The sequence below is a fragment of the Mesomycoplasma ovipneumoniae ATCC 29419 genome, assembly GCF_028885435.1.
Lineage (GTDB): Bacteria > Bacillota_I > Bacilli_A > Mycoplasmatales > Metamycoplasmataceae > Mesomycoplasma > Mesomycoplasma ovipneumoniae.
Map to the genome: position 1 here is coordinate 99,153 of NZ_CP118522.1, position 20,161 is coordinate 119,313.

At 28.5% G+C, this 20,161-nt stretch carries 15 protein-coding genes and 9 tRNA genes; 1 reads left to right on the top strand and 23 read right to left on the bottom strand.

Annotated features, from left to right (window positions below; translation table 4 throughout):
• Positions 1-15 precede the first annotated feature (15 nt).
• The 11 genes from gyrA to PWA39_RS00510 form a co-directional block, all read right to left on the bottom strand.
• Complete coding sequence (gene gyrA, locus PWA39_RS00460) at positions 16-2,571, bottom strand: DNA gyrase subunit A (RefSeq protein WP_069099288.1); 2,556 nt, start codon at positions 2,569-2,571, stop codon at positions 16-18.
• Positions 2,572-2,968: 397 nt separating this feature from the next.
• On the bottom strand, positions 2,969-3,685 hold the full coding sequence (locus PWA39_RS00465) for a hypothetical protein (protein WP_080684858.1): 717 nt from the start codon (positions 3,683-3,685) through the stop codon (positions 2,969-2,971).
• A 337-nt stretch (positions 3,686-4,022) separates the two neighbouring features.
• A tRNA-Phe gene (locus tag PWA39_RS00470) sits at positions 4,023-4,098 on the bottom strand.
• A gap of 1 nt (position 4,099) precedes the next feature.
• Positions 4,100-4,175: transfer RNA gene (locus PWA39_RS00475), tRNA-Asp, on the bottom strand.
• Between the two features lies 1 nt (position 4,176).
• Positions 4,177-4,251, bottom strand: a tRNA-Met gene (locus PWA39_RS00480).
• A 24-nt stretch (positions 4,252-4,275) separates the two neighbouring features.
• A tRNA-Ser gene (locus PWA39_RS00485) sits at positions 4,276-4,366 on the bottom strand.
• Positions 4,367-4,370: 4 nt separating this feature from the next.
• A tRNA-Ile gene (locus tag PWA39_RS00490) sits at positions 4,371-4,446 on the bottom strand.
• 33 nt (positions 4,447-4,479) lie between these two features.
• Positions 4,480-4,556, bottom strand: a tRNA-Met gene (locus tag PWA39_RS00495).
• A 2-nt stretch (positions 4,557-4,558) separates the two neighbouring features.
• A tRNA-Ala gene (locus tag PWA39_RS00500) sits at positions 4,559-4,635 on the bottom strand.
• A gap of 3 nt (positions 4,636-4,638) precedes the next feature.
• A tRNA-Pro gene (locus PWA39_RS00505) sits at positions 4,639-4,715 on the bottom strand.
• 77 nt (positions 4,716-4,792) lie between these two features.
• Positions 4,793-4,869: transfer RNA gene (locus PWA39_RS00510), tRNA-Arg, on the bottom strand.
• A gap of 51 nt (positions 4,870-4,920) precedes the next feature.
• Between PWA39_RS00510 and ylqF the strand changes: the two genes are divergently transcribed.
• The gene (gene ylqF, locus PWA39_RS00515; RefSeq protein WP_069099287.1) at positions 4,921-5,739 is read left to right on the top strand and encodes a ribosome biogenesis GTPase YlqF; all 819 of its coding nucleotides are present in this window, start codon (positions 4,921-4,923) and stop codon (positions 5,737-5,739) included.
• A 315-nt stretch (positions 5,740-6,054) separates the two neighbouring features.
• Here ylqF and PWA39_RS00520 read toward each other — a convergent pair whose 3' ends face one another.
• From PWA39_RS00520 to PWA39_RS00575, 12 genes are all read right to left on the bottom strand, one after another.
• Positions 6,055-7,506 carry a hypothetical protein gene (locus PWA39_RS00520; protein WP_274827459.1) on the bottom strand — a complete coding sequence of 484 codons (1,452 nt, stop codon included), beginning with the start codon at positions 7,504-7,506 and terminating at the stop codon, positions 6,055-6,057.
• Between the two features lie 505 nt (positions 7,507-8,011).
• On the bottom strand, positions 8,012-9,490 hold the full coding sequence (locus tag PWA39_RS00525) for a hypothetical protein (protein WP_274827460.1): 1,479 nt from the start codon (positions 9,488-9,490) through the stop codon (positions 8,012-8,014).
• The gene (locus PWA39_RS00530) at positions 9,480-11,579 is read right to left on the bottom strand and encodes a S8 family serine peptidase (RefSeq protein WP_069099558.1); all 2,100 of its coding nucleotides are present in this window, start codon (positions 11,577-11,579) and stop codon (positions 9,480-9,482) included. Before PWA39_RS00530 ends, PWA39_RS00525 begins: the two co-directional genes overlap by 11 nt.
• Before the next feature lie 435 nt (positions 11,580-12,014).
• A complete protein-coding gene (locus tag PWA39_RS00535; protein WP_075949657.1) occupies positions 12,015-13,502 on the bottom strand; it encodes a hypothetical protein in 1,488 nt (495 codons plus the stop codon).
• A gap of 467 nt (positions 13,503-13,969) precedes the next feature.
• Positions 13,970-14,455, bottom strand: coding sequence for a signal peptidase I (gene lepB, locus PWA39_RS00540; RefSeq protein ID WP_069099561.1), 486 nt, complete (start codon positions 14,453-14,455; stop codon positions 13,970-13,972).
• A 73-nt stretch (positions 14,456-14,528) separates the two neighbouring features.
• Positions 14,529-15,227 carry a pseudouridine synthase gene (locus PWA39_RS00545; RefSeq protein WP_069099556.1) on the bottom strand — a complete coding sequence of 233 codons (699 nt, stop codon included), beginning with the start codon at positions 15,225-15,227 and terminating at the stop codon, positions 14,529-14,531.
• Complete coding sequence (locus PWA39_RS00550) at positions 15,214-15,636, bottom strand: iron-sulfur cluster assembly scaffold protein (RefSeq protein ID WP_069099555.1); 423 nt, start codon at positions 15,634-15,636, stop codon at positions 15,214-15,216. Before PWA39_RS00550 ends, PWA39_RS00545 begins: the two co-directional genes overlap by 14 nt.
• Positions 15,629-16,774: a cysteine desulfurase gene (locus PWA39_RS00555; protein ID WP_069099554.1), complete on the bottom strand. Its 1,146-nt coding sequence runs from the start codon at positions 16,772-16,774 to the stop codon at positions 15,629-15,631. Before PWA39_RS00555 ends, PWA39_RS00550 begins: the two co-directional genes overlap by 8 nt.
• Positions 16,767-17,480: a TlyA family RNA methyltransferase gene (locus PWA39_RS00560; protein ID WP_069099553.1), complete on the bottom strand. Its 714-nt coding sequence runs from the start codon at positions 17,478-17,480 to the stop codon at positions 16,767-16,769. The genes PWA39_RS00555 and PWA39_RS00560 overlap by 8 nt, the downstream gene beginning before the upstream one ends.
• Positions 17,481-17,942 (bottom strand): hypothetical protein, encoded by a 462-nt coding sequence (locus PWA39_RS00565; protein ID WP_069099552.1) that lies wholly within the window; start codon positions 17,940-17,942, stop codon positions 17,481-17,483.
• Positions 17,908-18,702, bottom strand: a complete 795-nt coding sequence (locus tag PWA39_RS00570) for a transcription antitermination protein NusB (protein ID WP_081311152.1) — start codon at positions 18,700-18,702, stop codon at positions 17,908-17,910. Before PWA39_RS00570 ends, PWA39_RS00565 begins: the two co-directional genes overlap by 35 nt.
• Before the next feature lie 202 nt (positions 18,703-18,904).
• Positions 18,905-20,101: a phosphopentomutase gene (locus PWA39_RS00575; protein ID WP_069099551.1), complete on the bottom strand. Its 1,197-nt coding sequence runs from the start codon at positions 20,099-20,101 to the stop codon at positions 18,905-18,907.
• Between the last annotated feature and the right edge of the window lie 60 nt (positions 20,102-20,161).

The window sequence follows — 20,161 nt, forward strand, 5'->3', positions numbered from 1 at the left end:
TCTAAAATTGATAGATTAATTTGTCTCTTTTTTAATTAAAGTAACAAAACTTATTTCGTCTTCACCTTTGAGTTTAATTAATTTTACCCCTTTTGTCCTACGACTAATTATTGGAACGCTATCAAGATCAATTCTAATTGCAAAACCTCTTTTAGTGATAATTATTGCTTCCTGATCTGGACCAATTGTGCCGACAAAAATAAGATCTCCGGCCTTTTCGTCGTCTAGACCTTTTAGTCCTTTAGTTGCTCTCCCAGTTAATCGATATTCTTCAACAGGAGTTTTTTTCCCGTAACCATGTTTACTTAAATTAAAGACAAAATCATTACCAAAAGTGTAACAAGCGCCAACTATTTTGTGTCCTTCTTCAAGAGCGATTCCTTTAACTCCGATTGAAGCCCGACCGGTATTTCGTAATAATTTAATTGGCCAACGATTTACAAGTCCTTGGGATGAGGCTAAAATAATATTGATTTCAGAACTTGCTGGTACAATAAAGGCTGATTTTAAATAATCTCCCTCAACAAGTTTTAGAGCTATTTTTCCATTTTTTGGAATATAACTAAACTCTGAAAGTTCCGTTTTTTTAATATAACCAAAAGCAGAAACTGTGATAAGTCAATGATCATTGTATTGTTGATCTCAAGGAATTAAAGCGCTAATATTTTCATCTTTTTGCACTTGTACAAGATTTAAGAAAGGGAGACCTTTTCCTTGTTTTGAACTATCAGGAATTTGGTGAGCCCGAAGTTTGAAAATTTTAGCCCGTGAAGAAATAATTAAAAGATCGCTGTGGGTGTTTGTAATGCAAACAGATTTTAGCTCGTCATCTTTGTATAAATTTGAAACTGAAGCACCAAAACCACCACGATTTTGTAGACGATATTCTTCTAAATTTAACCTTTTTACATAGTTATTTTGCGTCAGAGAAATAATTACTTTTTCATTAGGGATAAAATCTTCTTCATTAAGTCGTATAATTTCGGTAATAATTTCAGATCTTCGTGGATCACTGAATTGTTCAGCGGTTGCTTTGTGTTGGGTAATAATCAATTCAATTAGTTTTTCAGGAGATTCAATTATTGACTTAATTTCGTCAATTTCGATTTTTAGACTTTCAATGTCGCTAATTAATTTTTCGATTGCCAAACTAGTTAGCCGACCAAGACGCATGTCAATTATTGCTTTTGTTTGGACAGGATTTAAATTATAAGTTTGAGCTAATCTTTCTTGAGCAATTTGGTCTGAACTTGAAGATTTTATTATAGCAATTACATTATCAATATTTTCAATAGCAATTTTTAAACCGCTTAAAATATTAAGTCTTTCGCTAGCTTTTTCCAGGTCAAAGTTCAGCGCTCGAAGATTAATTTCTTTTTGGTGTTCAAGATAATGAGATAAAATTTCCTTTAAATTCATTAATTTTGGCACACCTTTTACAAGCGCAAGCATATTTATTGAATAACTAATTTGTAAATCGGTGCTGTGATAAAGTTTATTTAAAATAACTTCAGGATTAAATCCTTTTTTAATATCAAAAACAACACGAATTCCGTGACGAGTACTTTCATCACGAATATCTTTAATTCCAAGAATTTTCTTATTTTTTACTAAAAAAGCAACCTTTTCGATAATAGAAGGTTTTTTAACTTCATAAGGAATTTCGTAAAAAATAATTCGCGATCTACTTGAATTTAAATGTTCAATTTTTGCTTTTGATCTAATTCAAAAAGTACCTTTTCCGGTTAAATATGCTTGATTTATGCCTTTTTTTCCCGAAATTATTGCACCTGTTGGAAAATCTGGACCAGGAAGAGTTTCGATTAATTCATTAATGTCAATATTTGGATTTCTTGCAAAAGTAATGAAAGTTTCAATAATTTCACCTAAGTTGTGCGGAGGAATTTTGGTGGTCATCCCAACAGCAATCCCAGAAACCCCTGAAACTAATAAATTTGGAAATCGTGCTGGTAAAATTTCGGGTTCCATTTCACTTGCATCATAATTAGGTCTGAAATTTACAGTATTTTTTTTAATACCTTCAATCATTTTATTAGAAATTTTTGACAGTCGCGCCTCAGTATAACGCATTGCCGCAGCTTCATCGCCATCAATTGAACCAAAATTACCGTGTCCATCAATAAGTGGGTAGCGTAGTGAAAAAGGTTGAGCCATTCGAACCATTGAATCATAAACAGAAGCATCACCATGTGGGTGATATTTTCCAAGAACATCACCGACAATTCTAGCTGATTTTTTATAACTAGTTCCTGAAGTTATTCCAAGTTCGCTCATTGTGTATAAAATTCGTCTATGAACAGGCTTTAGTCCATCGCGAACATCAGGCAGAGCTCTTGAGACAATAACTGACATTGAATAATCAAGAAATGAAACTTTCATCTCATCTTCGATTTTAATTGGAACAATATTGTCAGTTACTGTTTCTAAAATTGTTGGTTTAACTTCGTAAATTTTATCTGAGTCATCCGATTTGTCATCTTCACTATTTAAGCTAGAATCAATTTCTTTGATTTCTTCGTTATCTTTATGGTTTTTATTGTCCTCAATCATATATTTCCTTTTAAAGCAATACTAATTTTAAAATTATACCATAATTTCAGCCTTTTTTTGAATTTTTGGTTGAAAAACTTTGAAAATTTTTAATTATGCATGCCAACATAATTAAAAAAATTATTTTGATTTAGATAATAATAAATTTAGTTTTGGTGTCAAAAAGATTCTGTACAAAAAGTTGAAATTCAAACCTTAGATAAAAAACAGCACTCAACTAAAAAAGTGTCGTAAAATACAGCATTTTTATAATAAAACTAAAACTGTAATAGTTAAAATTTTGGTCCTAATAATTCAAGAAAATTCCTTTAAAAAATAAAAAAACGAGCTTTGTAAGGCTCGAAATTTTCTAAAAATTTGCAAAAAACTTGCTAAATTAAGTTACACTATTCAAAAACTAGTGTTGGTGAAGAGTTAAAAGAATTAAAGCAAAAACAATTCCGGCTGCAAAAAGAATAAGCGAAATATGCCATTGTTTCGAGGAATTATTCCTGAGGTGAATAAATTCAGGAACTAATTCGATTATTACCACAAAACTCAAAATTGCTCCACCAGAAACATTGAAAAATGGAATTAGTCAACCAGTTTGAATAAAAAATCTATTCAAAAAAGCACCTATTACGATAATTGGAATTAAAATTAGGGTTGTAATAAGGTTGTAAATTACGGACTTTTTAATACTTTGACCATATTGAACTTGCCGATAATGAATAATTAAAATTTCAATTAACATATGAGCGACAAAAGTTCCAATTAAATATCAATTAACTTCTTCTCCTGCAGTCACCCTGGCAATGACAGATCCTAGTATAAATCCATCAATTGTTCGGTGCGAAAGTAGAAGTAAAATTGCAAGTCAAGCAGATTTTGGACTGTCAATGTCAGAAAAATTTACAATATGATCGCTATGATCGTGCTGTTTGTGATCCAAGTGCAAATCTTTTTTAAAAATGCGAATAAAAAATCAACGGGCAATAAAAACGCTTGTCAGACCTAAAATTGAACCACCGCCAATTATTAGAATTTTAAATAAGTTTTCTAGATCACCATAGCTATGAGCGAAATTTTCAGCACCATTAAATCCTTCTTGCATAAGTCCGACTGTTGCAACCATTAACAAGAGTCCGGTGCTGAGTGAATAGAGATAAATATTTGACGTTCGTTTAATTCGCGGTTTAACAATTGCAATTAAAAATACGATGAAAACCGGAACTGCTAAAATAATTAAAAGGAAAATTAGTAAATTTACAGTAAGGGAAAGATAAAAATCCGGATGTTGGTAAAAAATTGTTAATACCTTCTCTCTACATAAAAATAAATACTAAATTTTACAAGATAAATATTTTTTTTAACTAAAAAATATTAAAAAAAAATTAAAAATTAAAAAATGCCGTAATCTACGACATTTTTATTATAACTACTTATAAATTATTGGAGGTTGCAATTAGGTATGGTGGCTCCGACAGGAATCGAACCAGTGACACACGGTGCTTCAAACCGTTGCTCTACCAACTGAGCTACGGAGCCATGGCGGTCTAGACGGGGATCGAACCCGCGATCTCCTCCGTGACAGAGAGGCGTATTAACCACTTTACTACTAGACCTTGGTTGCGGAGGTAGGAATCGAACCTACGGCCTTTGGGTTATGAGCCCAACGAGCTACCTCTGCTCTACTCCGCTGTGTTAAGAAATTTTTAAAATAAATGGCGGGCAATGAGGGATTCGAACCCCCGCGGGCTTTCACACCCCTGCCAGTTTTCAAGACTAGTCCCTTCAGCCACTTGGGTAATTGCCCATTTTGGTGGATCTAACTGGATTCGAACCAATGACCAACCGGTTATGAGCCGGATGCTCTAACCGCTGAGCTATAGATCCAGGCGATTTTGTTATATATTATATGATGAAAATTGGTGGCTCCAAGGAGATTCGAACTCATGACCTTCCGGGTATGAACCGGACGCTCTAACCAACTGAGCTATAGAGCCAATGGTGGAGAGGAAGGGAGTCGAACCCTCTACCTCCTGCGTGCAAAACAGGCGCTCTAGCCAGATGAGCTACCCCCCCAAATGGTGAAGAAGACAGGATTTGAACCTGCGACCACTACGTCCCAAACGTAGCGCTCTACCAAGCTGAGCTACTTCTCCAATTAATAATTATACACTATTTTTTGAAAAAGCAAAATTTTTTTATTTATTTTTTTTATTTTTAAAAATAAAAAAAATGGCGATCACGAGAGGATTCGAACCTCTGACCACAAGCTTAGAAGGCTCGTGCTCTATCCTACTGAGCTACGTGACCACAATTTACAATTATACCACTTTTTTAATAAAAAGATTTATAATTTATTGCATGAAAATAAATTGATTTCCAGGCCATATGGCAAAAAGCATAAATGACATAGAAAATAAAGCGCGAATAGCAGATCTTTTTATTTTAGTTGCGGATGGCAGATGCCCTATTTCTAGTCTAAATGAGAATTTTTTGCAAATTGCAAAACAAAAAATGACACTAGTAATAGTAACAAAAATTGATCTAGCTGATAAAAATAAATTCACTAAAATAAAAAAATTTTTTACGGATAAAAAATTTTTTGTTCTCTTTGTAAATTTGCGAGATTATTCAGCTAGATTAGAAATTATATCATATTTAAATAAAATTTTTAAAATAAAACAAGAAAAAAATTCAACTAAATTTTTTTCGCCAAGTCTAAAATGTTTTGTTGTCGGAGTACCTAACACTGGAAAATCAACGCTAATAAATTTAATCACAAAATCACAATTAAAAGTAGGAAACCAACCGGGAATAACGAGAAATAATCAATGAATTAGCTATGATAAATTTCTTTTTCTTGACACCCCAGGTATCCTATTGCCAAAAATGGACGATCAAATTTTAGCCGTAAAATTAGCTATTATTGGTTTGATAAGGTGAGAAATTCTAAATATTAGTGACCTTTTTATTGAAGCATACAAAATAATTTCTGAACAATATCCAAATTTCATAACAGATTTAGAACTAAAACCCTCGCTAATTGATTCAGAAATTGAAGAAAACTTGTTGATTTTATGCAAAAATAAAAATTTTATAAATAAAAGCGGTCTAGATTTGCCTCGTTGCCGAAAGTGATTTTTAATGCATATTGGCAAACAAAAAATTACACTAGATTAATTTTTTAAGATAATTAAAGTTCATTAAAAAAATTTTTTTAGAATAGTTAATTTTTAAAAATATCTAAATTATTGTGTTAATTTAGGTACAAAAACGGGGCGTTTTTCTTGCTTTTGTGACCCAAAAGCAAGTTTATTATTTTAGATTTTAACTTTATGCTTTTTAGGTTTTTTACTTTTAGAACTAAAAGAAGTCTATAAAATGGTTGCTTAAAATGCTAATGAGTTTTTACCACAAACTATAAACAAAAAATTATTTGTCTGATTTTTCTACTAATTTAAACTTATATATGGTTTTTTCTTTTGCGTTTTCTTTTTATTTTTCTTCATACTTATCTAAATAATTGTTTTTTAAATCTTCCATTAGTTCAAGTCGACTAACGTTTTTATCAAAAACAATGCTTTTATTCTTAGGAAAAGCCAAGATTTGGAAGGCAACTTTCTCAAAACTAGATTCAGGAATTGTATTAAAATTTAGTGTTAAATCCGTCTCAAAAATTGTTGTCAAAAAAATATTATTATTTTCTGTTTTTCTAAAAACCAATTTTTCTCATTCAGCCCTTTTTGAAAAATTAGTAGGGGGCGATATGGGCTGGAGGACTGTTCCCCAAAATCGTTCATAACCAATTCGTTCCCAAGTTTCGTAAATAAAAATATTATTATTTTTCAGAAATTCATCAAGTTTTTCGCCGTTTAGAAATTTTTGTTCAAAATCAGAAATTAGATCATTTTGGTCAATTTTTAATTTAGGATCTAATTTTGAAATTCGGTCGATAATTGTTGTTTTAAATTCGTTAATATTTCTAATAATTGCATGTTTTTTTGGTAAAAAACTGTTAGATCAAGGATTAATTTTATTTGTAATTAAATCAAGAATTTTTGGCTTTAAAGTTTTAATATTATTAATTTCTTGGCTAAAATCGATAATTTTAAACATAAAAGAGGGGGATAAACCGCTAATCTCGTTTTTTGACAAATTGTACTTTTTTGCGAGTTTATTATAAATTTTTCTAGCTTCTGTTTCAATTAATATTTTCTTCTTTTCATAATCTATAATTTTATCATTATCACCAGCATAAATTTTTTCATCAATATCCCTAAAGGTGATTGTTTTATTTTTAGGGTAGACTATAACATTAAAAAAAGGCGAATCATCAAAAACTACAGTGGGTTGAACTAATTCTCCTTCTTTAACAAAATCTGGTACAAATCTTGTTGCTATAATGTTTGAAGAACCATTTTTTTCAAAATAATAGTAGGTAACACGAGTTGGTCTTGAATATCTGACACGTTCGCGTATTATAATATTATTTTTTTCTAAGACTTTTTCAAGAAGTTCTCCTTTTAGAAATTTGTCTTCAAATTCTGACTTGAGTTCAGAAGTATTCATTTTGGCAAAATTAGGATTATTTTTTATAATTTCTTCAGTTCTATCAACAATATTTTTTTGAAATTGTTCGAGGTTTTCAATTGTTATTCTACTTTGTTCGCCAAGGAATAAAAATTTGTCTCGCTGCTTTTCGGGTTGATTATAAAACAGATTTAAGGCTGAAAAAGTTCCGTTTTTTGCATTAAATTCTTCATAATGCTTTGCTAGTAAATTTAAAAAATAGTGAGAATTATAATTTTTTGGATTGTTAATTCCGTCATCTTTGTTAAAAATTTCTTTATTAATAAAATGAATTAAATTTCCGCAGGAAGTTAAAAAAAATGCCGGAATTAAAAGGGTTGTTCCCAAAAATTTAGTGAGAATTAGTTTATTTTTCATTATTAACCAAATAAGAAAGCGCTAATTTATCTTCAACAGAATTATCAAAAGTTACAGATTTAAATTTTTTGGCATAAAGCCCCCAATTAAAATTATTTATAAAAATTATAACATGTTTTATGTTTTTAATTTAATTATATTCATTTTATTATCACTTTAATTTTTTTATTGAAAACCCGACTTCTACTTTTAAATAAATATTTTATCATTATACTTTATTAACAAATTATTACTAATAATCATGACCCTTATTTATTAATAATTTTTAATATTCTAAAAAATTTTAAAATTCCACAATAAATTATTGACCTTTTGCCATAAAAAAGAAAACAAAATTAAACCAGACCCTTAAAAGTTACTTTTCATATAAAAGCCCAAGTTTTATATTAGGTAAATTATTTATCCAAATCCTTTAAAATGAACATGAGAGAAAAAATTAGCAAAAGTGGTGCAGTCAAAGTCATAGAAAAAAACTATTTGTCTGATTTTTTCTACTAATTTAAACTTATGTGTGTTTTATTGCTATTTTTTTGTCTTTTTCTTCATACTTATCTAAATAATTGTTTTTTAAATCCTCAATTAGTTCAAGTCGGCTAAGGTTTTTATCAAAAACAATATTCTTATCCTTAGGAAAAGCCAGAATTTGGAAAGCCACTTTATCAAAACTAGATTCAGGACTTCTAACAAAATTTAGTGTTAAATCCGTTTCAAAAATTGTTGTCAAAAAAATATTATTATCTTCTGTTTTTCTAAGAAGTAATTTTTCTCATTCCACCCTTTTTGGATAATTATTAGGATCCGGTATACTATGGGGAACCCATCTTCAAAATGATTCATAACCAATTCGTTCCCAAGTTTCGTAAATAAAAATATTATTATTTTTTAGAAATTCATCAAGTTTCTTGCCGTCAAGAAATTTTTGTTCAAAATCAGAAATTAAATCATTTTGGTCAAGTTTTAATTTAGGATCCAATTTTGAAATTCGGTCAATAATTGTTGTTTTAAATTCGTCAATATTTTTAATAATTGCGTGTTTTTTGGGTAAAAAACTGTTAGATCAAGGATTAATTTTATCTGTAATTAAATCAAGAATTTTTGGCTTTAAGGTTTTAATATTATTAATTTCTTGGCTAAAATCGATAATAATAGACATAAAAGAGGGGGAAGAAGTGCTAATCTCGTTTTTTGACAAATTGTACTTTTTTGCGAGTTTATTATGAATTTTTCTAGCTTCTGTTTCAATTAATATTTTCTCCTTTTCATAATCTATAATTTTATCATTATCACCAGCATAAATTTTTTCATCAATGTCCCTAAAGATGATTGTTTTATTTTTAGGGTAGACTATAACATTAAAAAAAGGCGAATCATCAAAAACTACAGCGGGTTCAATTAATTTCGAATCTATAACAAAATCTGGTACAAATCTTGTGGCTGTAATGTTTGAAGAACCATTTTCTTCAAAATAATAGTAGGTAACACGAGTTGGTCTTGAATATCTGACACGTTCGCGTATTATAATATTATTTTTTTCTAAGACTTTTTCAAGAAGTTCTCCTTTTAGAAATTTGTCCTCAAATTCTGACTTGAGTTCAGAAGTATTCATTTTGGTAAAATTAGGATTATTTTTTATAATTTCTTCAGTTCTATCAACAATATTTTTTTGAAATTGTTCGAGGTTTTCAATTGTTATTCTACTTTGTTCGCCAAGGAATAAAAATTTGTCTCGCTGCTTTTCGGGTTGATTATAAAACAGATTTAAGGCTGAAAAAGTTCCGTTTTTTGCATTAAATTCTTCATAATGCTTTGCTAGTAAATTTAAAAAATAGTGAGAATTGTAATTTTGGGGATTGTTAATTCCGTCATCTTTGTTAAAAATTTGTTTATTAATAAAATGAATTAAATTTCCGCAGGAAGTTAAAAAAAATGCCGGAATTAAAAGAGTTGTTCCCAAAAATTTACTAAGAATTAGTTTATTTTTCATTATTAACCAAATAAGAAAGTGCTAATTTATCTTCAACAGAATTATCGAAAATTACAGATTTAAATTTTTTGACATAAAGCCGGTAGTAGCCTGATTTTTTTGCTTTGAAATTGATTAATTCATCATTGCTTTTAGAGCTTGTTGACCAAGAAACATCAACTCAATTATTATTTGAATCAAGTTTTTGCAAATACAAATCATAATCTGAAACAAAATTGCCATTTTGATTTTTTTTAGTAGTTTCTAGCTTTAAACGTTCAGAATTAATATGTGTTTCAGACCATTTGTCAAAGTCATTTTTATGTTGGTTCATCTTAGATTTTGCATCTAAAATAGCAGCGGCGCCTGCAACTGGTAAACCAACCGGAGTAAAAGGTGTTAAAAATCATCATCAACTTACGTAGCTGCTCTCGTTAGGCGCAGCTACTTTATTCTTTAAAAGACCAGCATTAAACATTCAAGACAAAGAAGCCTTAATTTTGTCGTTTGAATTTACTCAGAATGGTTTGCTAGTAAAAATTGTTTCCTGGTCTGATTTTTTTTGGTCACTAATAAAGTAGGTATTTTCACTAGCTTTTAACATATTTTTAAAATCGGGAGTGCCTGAGCCATATTTTTCAAAATAACCACTTCGCTTTATAGTTAAATCGCTATAATCTGGGGAAATTGCCGAAGCAGATAAAATCGCTTTTAATGCTATTAGTCTATTGTCATCATTATCTAAATTTGGTTTTTCTCTTAGGAATGTTGATATTAAACCAGTGACAATAGGGGCAGCAAAACTAGTTCCTCTAACAAAACGATCCTTAAAATTAGTAACAGGATTATAAATCCGTCCGGGAGCGACGACTAAAGGTTTAGCCAATTCATAATATTCTTGGCCAGTTTTATAATTTGAATAGTCAGCAATTTTGTTTTTCGCAATTTTTCAAGGCTCAGAATTATCATCGAGTGCGCCAACAACTATAGAATTTAAAGATAAACTTTTCTTATCTATTCAAGGGTGGTCTTCATATTTCTCATCAGAATATTCCCTTGCACCGTTACCAGCTGCAAAAACGTTAATAACACCATATTTTCTTGCTAAAAAATCAAGAAAAAAGGCGTCTTCTTTATAATCGTAAAAATCTTTCCCTGTGGCCCCATAACTGTGATTTATTACCCTAACATTATTGGTTTCAACCATTCATTCAATTGCTTTTTGTCACTGACTGTTAGTAGTAAATATAGACAAATAGGAAGTTGACTTGGTATCAATGCCTAGTTTACTACCTAATATTAATGATACTAAAGTTGAATGATATGGTTCGTTTTCATCATACTTCGTTGTAATTGGTTTAATTCACTTATTAGTAGATCCCAAGTCGTTAATATGAATGTTATTATCATTAAAATAACTCTTAAAATTATAGTTAAATTCATCCTCAACTTCAATTGCACCAACTTTTGTTTGTGGTGTTTTATAAGTTGATTTATCCTTTTTAGCCTGTTCTTCAAAATTAACAATCTTAATATTTTTTGACATTGATTCTTTAAACTTGTCAAATCCACTTTTAGGTAAATATTTAGATAAATAATAGTTGTAACCATTTAGAAATTGATCATTATAATGAAACCAACTTAAAGGCTTTGTTTTTTTATTTCCTTCATTTTTATATACGATGTAACGACTAATGAATGAGTTTTCTATTGAATTTTTTACAAAAAACTCTCTATCATTCTCGGTATCAAAATAAAACCATACAATTGGTAATATTTTACTACTCTTCACTTCTTTGAATTTTAATCCTGATTTTTCTATTTTTTTAATAAATTCAAGATTAAAATTGCTTATTTCTTTAGACTCAGTACTCAAGAAATTAGGGTTTAATAGTAGTTTTAATTCGAATTGATTATCAAAATCATCAATTTTTGCCGAGTTACTTAACTGTTTTGCAAAAGGCTCTCTTATATCAATTTTATTACTAAAATTTGAAGAATATCAATATTTTTTAGTATCAAAATTTATAAGAAAAGAGTGATATATTAAAAAAATTGATGGCCAAAACACCAATAATAAAATTATTTTTTTAAATTTCGCTAATTTCATTTTTCACACCCAATTAAAATTATTTATAAAAATTATAACATCTTTTGGCTTTTTAATTTAATTATATTCATTTTATTATCACTTTAATTTTTTTATTGAAAACCCAAACTCTACTTTTAAATAAATATTTTATCATTATACTTTTATTAACGAATTATGACTAATAATCATGAGCTTTATTTATTAATAATTTTCAATATTCTAAAAAATTTTAAAATTCTCACAATAAATTATTGACCTTTTGCCACATAAAAGAAAATAAAATTAAACCAAACCCTTAAAAGTTACTTGTCATATAAAAGCACAAGTTTTTATATGAGGTAAATTATTCGTCCAAATCTTTTAAAATGAGCATGCTAGAAAAAATTAACAAAAGTGGTGCAGTCAAAATCATAGAAAAAAATTATTTGTCTGATTTTTTCTACTAATTTAAACTTATACGTAGTTTTTTGCTATTTGTTTGTCTTTTTCTTCATACTTATCTAAATAATTGTTTTTTAAATCCTCGATTAGTTCAAGTCGGCTAACGTTTTTATCAAAAACGATATTCTTATTCTTAGGAAAAGCCATGATTTGGAAGGCAACTTTCTCAAAACTAGATTCAAGGCTTCTAACAAAATTTAGTGTTAAATCCGTTTGAAAAATTGCTGTCAAAAAAATATTATTATTTTCTGTTTTTCTAAGAATCAATTTTTCTCTTTCAGTCCTTTTTGAAAAATTAGCAGGGGGCGATATAGGGTGGAGAACACTTCCTCAAAATGGTTCATAACCAATTCGCTCTCAAGTTTCGTAAATAAAAATATTATTATTTTTTAGAAATTCATTAAGTTTTTCGCCTTTTAGAAATTTCTGTTCAAAATCAGAAATTAGATCATTTTGGTCAATTTTTAATTTAGGATCCAATTTTAAAATTCGATCAATAATTGTTGTCTTAAATTCTTCAATATTTTTAATAATTGCGTGTTTTTTGGGTAGAAAACTATTAGATCAAGGATTGATTTTATTTGTAATTAAATCAAGAATTTTTGGCTTTAAAGTTTTAATATTATTAATTTTTCGGCTAAAATTGATAATAATAGACATAAAAAAGGGGGAAGAAGTACTAATCTTGTTTTTTGGCAAATTATACTTTTTTGCGAGTTTATTATAAATTTTTCTAGCTTCTGTTTCAATTAATATTTTCCTTTTTTTCTGTTCTTTATAATCTATAATGTTATCATTATCGTCGGTGTAAATTCCTTCGTCAATGTCCCTAAAGGTGATTGTTTTATTTTTAGGGTAGACTATAACATTAAAAAAAGGCGAATCTTTAAAAACTACATCGGGTTGTTCTAATTCTCCTTCTATAACATAATCTGGTATAAATCTTGTGGCTATAATGTTTGAAGAACCATTTTCTTCAAAATAATAGTAGCTAACACGACTTGGCTTTCAATATCTACCATGTTCGTTTATTATAATATTGCTTTTTTCTAAGACTTTTTCAAGAAGTTCTCCTTTTAGAAATTTGTCTTCAAATTCTGACTTGAGTCCAGAAGTATTAACATTTGCAAAATTAGGATTATTTTTTATAATTTCTTCAGTTCTATCAACTATATTTTTTTGAAATTGTTCTAAGTTTTCAATTATTAGATCATCAGGTTCGCGAAGGAATCAAATGTTGTCCCGTTGTTTTTCGGGTTGATTATAAAACAGATTTAGGGCTGAAAAAGTACCGTTTTTTGTATTAAATTCTTCATAATGTTTTGCTAGTAAATTTAAAAAATAGTAAGAATTGTAATTTTCTGGATTGTTAATTCCGTCATCTATGTTAAAAATCTGTTTAGTAATAAAAGTAATTAAATTTCCACAGGAAGTTAAAAAAAATGCCGGAATTAAAAGAATTGTTCCCAAAAATTTAGTAAGAATTAGTTTATTTTTCATCATTAACCAAATAAGGAAGTGCTAATTTATCTTCAACAGAATTATCAAAAGTTACAAATTTAAATTTTTTGACATAAATCTGATAGTAACCTGCTTTTTCTGCTTTTTCTAATTTCTTTTAGTTTCCAATAAAGTAAGTATTTTTGCTAGCTTTTAACATATTTTTAAAATTAGGAGTGCCTGACCGATGCTTTTCAAATCTTCAAAATAACCAATTTTGTTTTTGGTTAAATCACTATGATCTGCAAAAATTGCCAAAACAGATAAAATTGGTTGTTACCTTCATTAAATTCTCCTTATAATTTGTTCTTATATTTTTAACAAATTATATCATGATCTTCAAAAACAAGAAAGTAAAAAATAAAAAAATATAATTTCATAATATTTTGTAAAAAAATTATATTTTTTTATTTTAACAGTTGTCTATATTTATAAATTAATAAATTTATATAAAGTAGCACTAATCCCTATAAAATTCCAATGACATCATCAAGATCAAAAAATCCAAAATCCCTGCTGTCGCTACTGTTTTCTAAATTATCACCAACACCAAAAAATTTATTTTCAGGCACTACTCCATTGAACAAAAAAGTTGCACTTTTGATAAAAGTTGCAACTTTTTTATCATTTATGTAAATTTCATTTTCTTTAACAGTTATTTTATCACCTGGCAGACCTAAAATCCTTTTAATTAAAACTATTTCTTTGTAATTAAAAGCGACAATATCGTTTCTTTTTGGTGATTTTACCCTATTAATAAAAATTTTTTGCCCGTGTTGAAGAGTTGGGAACATCGAGTTACCTTCAACATCAACTAACCTAAAAATAAAAGTAAAAAGAATAAAAACTGTTAGGGCAATTGAAAAGACTAAAGCTGACAAAACAAATAAAAAAGTTTTTTTATTAAAAAATTTTTTCTTTGGCTTATCAGTTACAAAATTATTTTTTTCCATAGTTGAATCATTTTTCATTTAAGTATTACAGGAATAATTATATATAATAGTTGCTTAGCTAAAATTTAATTTGTTAAAAAATATTTTTTAGTGACAAAATTTCGGCTTGAGACAGTTTACGTTTTTCACCTGGCTTTAAATTTCCAAGTTCAATAGTTGCAAAACTTAATCTTCGGAGCATAAGTACTTTTTTGGAAACAGATATAAAAATTTTTTTAACATGATGGTTTGAGCCTTGCCAAACTTTGACAATATATGTCCGCGAAGCAACTTTTTGAACTTTTTGAATAGATTTTACATTATCTAAATAAATTTCATTGTTATTCAAAAAGTTGATTTCCTCATCATTTAAATTAAAATCAGTTTTGACTAAATATGTTCTCTGGATTTTTGAACTAGGATGAAGTAATTTATTGCTAGTTTCGCCATCATTTGTTACCAAAATTAGACCAGTTGTTTCAAAATCTAGCCTGCCTACTGGAAACAAATAGGAATTTTTATCAAAAAATTCCATTATTATTGGCCTATTTTGTGGATCAGTTCGACTTGTAATATAATTTTTTGGTTTATTTAGCGCATATCAGACGATTTTTGGTTTTTTATTTATTTTTTGACCGTCAAACTCAACAACATCTAGATCAGAAATTTTTTGGCCTATTTGTGCAAATTTGCCATTAATTTTTATTCGTTTTTCATTGATTAATATTTCGGCTTTTCGTCTGGAGGCAATTCCCATTTGCGATAAAAATTTATGAATTCTAACTGTTTTCATGATTTTTAATTTGTTTTTGCAACAAAAACAAAGGAAGGCTAATACAAATTACTCGGTTTGGGTGACTTTTAACCATAAAAAGTGCATTTAAATCTCCTAAAATTGGGATAATTTTTTGAGATTTAATCATTTCTTCATAATTTTCAAGCAAAATTTGCGCTTCACTTATGGTTTTATTAATTAAAATTTTTTCAAATAAATAACAACTTGCGAGCAAAAGAGCACAACCAGAAGCGCAAAATTGTATTTTTTTAATTTTTTGACCAATAATTTCTAAGTCTAACTGAGCCCAATCATCACAGTTATTGTTAATTTCAGAGCTTGTTGACTTACAAATTCGTTTCTTTTCTTTGAATTTTTCATTAGCTTCGACAATAATATTTCGTCGAAAAATAAAATCATTATACAAAATCTAAAAACCTCTTTTCTTCTAAGTTGCCAATCAAGTTGTCAATATCAGCAAAATCATTGTAAAAACCAAGCGAAACTCTGATGAAACTATCATTTTTTAGTACTTTTTTTAGTAAAGGAACACAAAAATTCCCACTTCGAACATAAATATCGTTATTTCCTAGGTATGATGCAACATCTTGAGCACTAAAACCTTTAATATTGAAAATTATAATATGGTCGCCTTTTTTAGAAAAAATTTCAATATCATCAATTTTTTCTAATTTTTCATATAAATAATCGGCCAGAATTTTAATTTTTTTATAAATTGTTTCAATTCCGATTTCATTTATAAAATCAATAGCAGCATTTAAGCCCCAAATTGCAGCAAAATTTAGTGTTCCGGCTTCAAATTTACGATAATCATTATAAAAAAGCAAATTTTTGTTGTCAAATTTTCGAATTATGCCCCCTCCAAATTTTACAGGTTCTAGTGACCCCATCAAATATTTTTTTATTGCAAGCACACCTAATCCAGTTGGTCCGTAAAATTTATTAGAACTAAAAGCCAATGCGTGGCAAAAATTCATACTAACTTTTTGAAAATTTATTGATTGTGTTGCATCATTTATTACAAAAGCGCCGTGTTTTATAGCTTTTTCTCAAATTTTAGCTAAATCTAGATCAACTAAAATTGAATTATTTGCCTGACTTAAAGCAATAACAGCTGTTTTTGGTGAAATTTTGTCAATTATTTTTGTGCTATAAACAATTTTTGCGCCCACCTTTTGAGCAATTTTGACTCAAACAAGTAGATTTGAAGAATGATTTAAGGGTGATAGTAAAATTTCATCTCCCCTTCTTATGAATTTTTTAATCATGTTGGCAAAAAGATTTATCGATTCTGTTGTTCCAGAAGTAAAAATAATTTCTTCAGCAAAACCATCAATTAATTTTGCAATTTTTTCGCGAGTTTGGTTTAAAATCTGTAAATTTTCAAAGGCGATTTTTGAATTTGATGAGTGTGTATTAACGGCACAATTTGTGTAAAAATGGTTAATTTTTTCAATTACAGATATCGGCTTTTGCGTCATTGCTGCTGAATCTAAATAAGTTACTTTATTTAAAAAAGGAAAAAACTGTTTATAATTAGTCATTTTTCTTGATAAAATGCAAAAAATACTCGATATTTTTTGATTTTAGTCCTTTAATTGGTGATTCAGTTGAATTAACAAAATCAAAGTCATTTTTAGCAAATTCAACTAGTCTGTTAATTAAAAACTCATGAAATTCAGGGGAAACATAACCCCCTTTTTGGACATATTTTGAGCTAGCCTCAAATTGAGGTTTAAATAAAGCAATAAAACTTTGCCCTTTTTTTAACAGATTTTTTACAACACTAACAACAATTTTAAGACTAATAAAGGAAACATCGCAAACAATTATGTCAATTTTTTCGTCAAAAAAATTGCTTGTAACATATTTAATGTTGGTTTTTTCTTTTACTGAAACTCTAGGGTCCATTCTTAAAGAATAATCTAATTGATTCAAACCTGAATCAAGTGCAAAAACTTTTTTTGCACCTTTTTCAAGGCAAATTTGTGTAAAACCGCCTTTAGAAGAGCCGATATCTAGAACAATTTTGTCATTAAAATCAAGTCCGAATTTTTCGTAAGCTCAAAGCAATTTTATCGCGCCACGGGAGACATATTTTTCCTTTATTTCAACTGTCACTTCGTCTAAATCTTTAATTTTATATGCTGGCAGAAGGCATATTTTATTATTGACTTTTACATGACCAGTTTTAATTAATGATTCGGCTTTTTCAAAACCCATGCTTAGAATTTTACTAAGTAGGTTCATTTATTTTCATCTCCTTAAAATTTCAATGATTTTGATATTAAAATTTGGATCAGTTTTTATTCATTCAAGCGATAAATTGTTAAAAGCGTCTCTTCGACGGTCTTCAAAGTCGAATAATTTTTGTCTGAATTTAAATCTTTGTAGGTAAATTTGTCAACTATAAAACAAAAAAATTGCTAAATTTTTATGAATTCTTAAGTTTGAAAGTAAATTTAAGTTTAAAAACTGTTTCATGCATGAAATTCAATTTTCAACTTTGTAAATATTATTAACTAATTTTAAATCAAGTTGGGCACATTGTTGATTTGAAACACTAATTTCTAAAATTTTTGAAAGGTTATAAAATAAAAATTTAAATTTTTTTCCAAGTATTTTTTTATATTTTCAAAATTTAACCTCAATTTTAATATGACTTTTTATTTCATGTTTATTTTTGAGGTCTAAGAAGATTCTTGTTTTCATAATAATTGTATACTTTTTGTAAAACAGCATTTACAAAACTAAATTCATCACCACCTTCAATGCTAAAAATTTTAGTGATTTCAATAGCCTCATTAAAAATAATTCGGCGAGGTTGGAAAAATAATTCGGCAGCTCCCAAAAGCAAAATTGATCGAATTAATGGCAACATTCTGTCTCAACTTCAATTAGATTTTAATTGTAAAGTAATAACTTTTTTCAAAAAAACGTAATTTTTCTTGACAAAAGTAAGAATTTTTAACTGGTCAAAAGTCACTTCAAAATACTTATTTTTTATTTCATCAATGTCAATATTTTTATCAAAAAGTTGTGAACCATAAATAATTGAAATATTGGCCATTCTTTTGATTCGTTGTTTGGATAGACTTTGAAACTCAAGACACTGATCTTCTTCGTCGTCTTCAGAGATTTTAGTATGCTTATGTTGATGATTTATTGACTCACTATTTGAGCAAAAAGCTCGGTTTTCATAGGTTATTTTCATTAAATTACTATTATGTTGACAACTTTGGGGTATCAAGATCTCGCAGTTTGTTAGGCCGTCTTGAGTTTCATTTTGACTTGAATTACCAGGTAAATTTTTAGAACTATTGCAGTCGAGCGAACTTACAAAAAGAGAGCGTTGTTTTTGTAAAACGTGCGCAAATTCCTTTGCTTCTAGATCGAAATAAGGAAGAGTATTTTTTTTCTTATTCCTATATTTTTGGCTTTTTGCCGAATTTTTTTTGTTTAAATGATTCATTTTATTCCACTTTTTTGCTTTTACTGGCTGAATAATTGAGCTTAAATCTGACTAATTATAAAAAAATAATAAATTATACTTTAAATTTAATAAAATTTTATCATTTTTCAATATATTAAAAAGAACTTATAGCAATTATTTAGCCCTTTTGTTGGAAAAATTCTGAAATTAAAATATTTAAAACTGTAAGTTCAAGGAATAATTATTCTAAAGAGTCAAAAATATCTTCACCTATTTCTGCTAGCTCAACTTGAAAATTTCTGGCAATTATGTTTCCGATAGTTGCAAGTGAATCAACTGGATTTTTTAATTTTTTGGATTTTGATGTGAATTTTTTTGAAAAAATTGTTAGTGGTAGAGCCTCACGTGTGTGATTTGTGCCGGGAAAACAAGGGTCATTTCCGTGATCAGAAGAAACAATTAATAAGTCATCATCTTTTAGAGTATTTACTAATTTTGCTAGTTTAATGTCAAAATTATTTAAATTTTGACAATAGCCCATAATATCTCGACGGTGGCCATAACTTGAGTCAAATTCGACCAAATTCACAAAAATAAATTGATTTTTCGTGGATTTGGAGGCAATATCAATTGCGATATCCATATTATTTTCATCACTGTCAGGCCCAAAAATTTTATCAAGTCCCTGTTTTGAAAAAATATCACCAATTTTACCAACTCCGATAGTTTCAATTCCTTTTTGCTGTAGTCTATCAAGAATTGATTTTGGCGGTGTATTTGCATAGTCATGTCTATTAAAAGTGCGTGTAAATTTTCCGTTTTGACCAATATAAGGGCGAGCAATAACGCGAGCTACGTTTCATTCTGGCCTTGAAGAGCAAATTTTTCTTGCAGCTTTTGCATAGCGATATAGATTTTCAAGCCCTAATGTTTCTTCATGACCACAAATTTGTAAAGTCGAATCAGGCGAGGTATAGACAATTATTTTGCCCTCATCGATAGATTTTTGTCCTAATTCTGACAAAATCACAGTCCCGCTAATTGATTTATTGCCAATAATTTCTCGATTATCAAAGGCTTTTTTGAGCTCTCTTATTAGTTCATTAGGAAAACCCTGATCAAAATTTGGGTTAGGCTGAACAGTTTCAATTCCCATCATTTCTCAATGACCCGCGAGGGTGTCTTTTGCATTTGATTTTACGATAATTTTTGAAACATAAGCAAGTGGTTCTTTATTTATTTTGCCACTATTTTCGATTTTAGCCACATTAGAAATTCCCATTTTTTTTCAAAAAGGAATTCTTAATTCACCAGTTTTTGAAACACAATATAAAGTATTTGCGCCCGAATCGCCAAAAACGTCTTGAAAACCATCGTCCCCAATTCCAAGCGAATCAGTTACTATTAAGAAAATTCGATTAAATTTGTATTGTTCCATAATTTTTTGTTAGTTTTTCCTAAATTTTTCTATTTTTTAATATTTTAATTAATTTTACAA